The organism is uncultured Microbacterium sp. (assembly GCF_913776565.1).
Lineage (GTDB): Bacteria > Actinomycetota > Actinomycetes > Actinomycetales > Microbacteriaceae > Microbacterium.
In genome coordinates this window covers 1-2,590 of record NZ_CAJYPF010000269.1, presented here as the reverse complement: position 1 = coordinate 2,590, position 2,590 = coordinate 1, and the positions used below count along the sequence as shown (strand labels likewise).

The 2,590-nt window shown below is 69.3% G+C and carries 3 protein-coding genes; all 3 read left to right on the top strand.

Translation table 11 applies throughout. The features are described from left to right. Window positions 1-19: 19 nt before the first annotated feature. The gene (locus tag QZ433_RS14670) at window positions 20-646 is read left to right on the top strand and encodes an antibiotic biosynthesis monooxygenase (RefSeq protein WP_295784865.1); all 627 of its coding nucleotides are present in this window, start codon (window positions 20-22) and stop codon (window positions 644-646) included. Beyond that, on the top strand, window positions 643-1,548 hold the full coding sequence (locus QZ433_RS14665; protein WP_295784863.1) for an aldose 1-epimerase family protein: 906 nt from the start codon (window positions 643-645) through the stop codon (window positions 1,546-1,548). Before QZ433_RS14670 ends, QZ433_RS14665 begins: the two co-directional genes overlap by 4 nt. A gap of 242 nt (window positions 1,549-1,790) precedes the next feature. Continuing rightward, window positions 1,791-2,590, top strand: an 800-nt coding sequence (locus QZ433_RS14660; protein ID WP_295784861.1) for a DUF998 domain-containing protein, incomplete at its 3' end; no start/stop codon positions are given.

The window sequence follows — 2,590 nt, the reverse complement described above, 5'->3', positions numbered from 1 at the left end:
CCTGAACGAAAATGGACGCATGGCAGACACCGACGCCCACCCCATCACGGTGGCGATCGAGCGGCGCATCGACCCGACGCGCACCGCCGAAGCGACCTCCTGGATGCAGGCCGGCACCGACCTCGCGACCGCTTTCCCGGGCTTCCTCGGCTCGGGGTGGGTGCGCGCGGGCGAGGACAGCGACCTTTGGTACATGCTGTACCGCTTCCGCGACATCACCACGCTCGAGGAGTGGGAGACCTCCTCGCAACGCCGCTGGTGGTTGGACTCCGGACGTCCGTTCGCCCGCGAGGAGCGCAGCGAGCGCCGCACCGGGATCGAGGGGTGGTTCGACGCCCCGCTGGGTTCCGTCCTCGATACGGCGACGGATGCCGGGACCCAACCCATCCAGCAGCCCGTGCCGCCCGCACCCCCGCGGTGGAAGCAGGCGGTCACCATCTGGGTCGGCTTCTTCCCCACGAACCTGCTCGCGTCGTGGTTGCTCGGCTTCGTGCCGGGATTCGCCGAGGTGCCGCTCGTGCTGCGCGTGCTGGCGACGACCCTCATGCTCACCCCGGTCATGACCTACGCGGTCCTGCCGTGGGTCACCCGCCTGCTGCGGCCGTGGCTGCAGCGTCCGTCCCGCGCTCGAAAGGCCTCGTCATGACCGCTGATCCCACCGGCATCCGCTTCCACCTGCGCACAGCGCACTCCTCGGCCGAGATCACGCAGGTCGGCGCGGCGTTGCGCGCCCTCACCGTCGGCGGCGTCGACCTGGTGCCTCGTTACCCCGACGACCTGCCCACGCCCGCGGCATCCGGGGTCGTCCTGGTTCCGTGGCCGAACCGCATCCGCGACGGCAGGTACTCCTTCGCCGGCGAGGACCTGCAGCTGGCGATCAGCGAGCCGAAGTTCGGCAACGCCAGCCACGGCCTGCTGCGCTTCGGCACCTACCAGCCGCTGGAGCAGTCCGACGAGCGGCTCGTCCTCGCCGCCGACGTGGTGCCGCAGACCGGCTACCCGTTCCACCTGCGGACGAGGGTGACGTTCGTGCTCGAGCGCGACGGCATCCGCGTGACGCACGAGATCGAGAACGTCGGCGCCCGTACGGCGCCGGTCGCCCTGGGCGTGCACCCGTACCTGCAGATCGGCGGGGTCGACACGGCCGACCTCGTCGTCCGGTCCACCGGCACGACGACCCTCGTGCTCGACGATCGCAACATCCCCGTCGACGAGGTGCCGGTGGGACCGGGAACCGACCTGCGCGAGGGGCTCCGCCTGGGCGATGCCGCGCTCGACAACGGGTATCGGGGAATGGATCGGGATGCCGCGGGCCGCGCGGTGCACACCCTCACGGCCCCCGACGGGCGGCGTCTGGAGCTGTGGCAGGACGAGGGGTTCCGCTGGACGCAGGTCTTCACGACCGACCGCTACCCGGGCCACCCTCTCGCCGTGGCGATCGAGCCGATGACGGCTCCCGCGAACGCGTTCGCGTCGGGAATCGACCTGGACACGCTCGAATCCGGCGCCGGAATGCGGCGGGAATGGGGCGTTCGCCTGGTCGCGTAATGCGTTCCTTGTCCCCCAAATGGGGGACAAGGAAATGCGCATATGATCTGGGGAAATTCCAGACAAGCCCTTTCCTATGAAGGCGGCGCGAACGATACCATGTGGCTCGACGGTTTCCGTCAAGGCCGGGGGCGGCAAAGGACCAAGGTTTCCCCCGGGTTTTACCCGAACGAGCCGACGGGGGCCGAGGGTCCCGCGATGAGGGGGGATCCCCGTTCCGTCTGAAGGAAAGATCCCCCATCATGAGCACCGCGCTCCGCTCCGCCGTCCCCGCTTCCTTTCCGGCGCCGACCCTGACCGGCGTGACCCGTCGTCTGCGAGCGCTGCCCTCCCTGCACGTGGGCGCAGCCGCGCTGATCGTGCTGGTGGGCGGGCTGCTGCTCGCGATCGCCACCACGAGCGACCCGCTCTGGTGGCAGTTGCACTTCAGCCAGCTCGGGATCTTCGGCGATCTTTCGAGCGCATTCTTCAACAGCACCCTCAAGGTCAGCGGAATGATCGTCGTGGTGTTCGCCTTCTGCGTGCGTCGTGATGTCGCTCGACTCGGCCGCGGCCCTGTCCGCCGAGGCGCCGCGACCGTGGCCTGCATCTGCCTGAATGTGGTCGGCGTGAATCTGGCGCTCGTCGGTTGCATTCCGCTCAACACCGACAAGGATCTCCACGACCGTGTCGCCGGATCCATGGTCCTCGGATTCCTCGCGTTGCTGATCAGCGCCCCGATCATGTTCAACCGCCTCGGCAAGCGCATGGCGATCAGCACGGGCATCGCAACCGTCTGGCTGGTCATCTCGATCGCCCTCTTCGTCACGGCGACCATCAACCTGGCGCTGTTCGAGACCATCTCGTGCACCGCGATGTTCGCGTGGTCGGGGATGTTCACGCACGTGCTGGCCTCTGGCGCGGCGAAGGCGACCGTTCGGACCGAGGACGCCCCGGTCCGTCACCTGGTTCCGCGGCGCGTGCGGCGTACACTGTCGTCGCGCCGCGCGCGGAGCAACGCGCGCCCCGCCGCCGCACGCCCCACCGCCGGCCTGCTGATGGC

What these genes read in the sequence shown, in the direction of transcription:
- QZ433_RS14670 (WP_295784865.1), top strand. Translation starts at nt 20, where the DNA reads ATGGCAGACACCGACGCCCACCCCATCACGGTGGCGATCGAGCGGCGC.
- QZ433_RS14665 (WP_295784863.1), top strand. Translation starts at nt 643, where the DNA reads ATGACCGCTGATCCCACCGGCATCCGCTTCCACCTGCGCACAGCGCAC.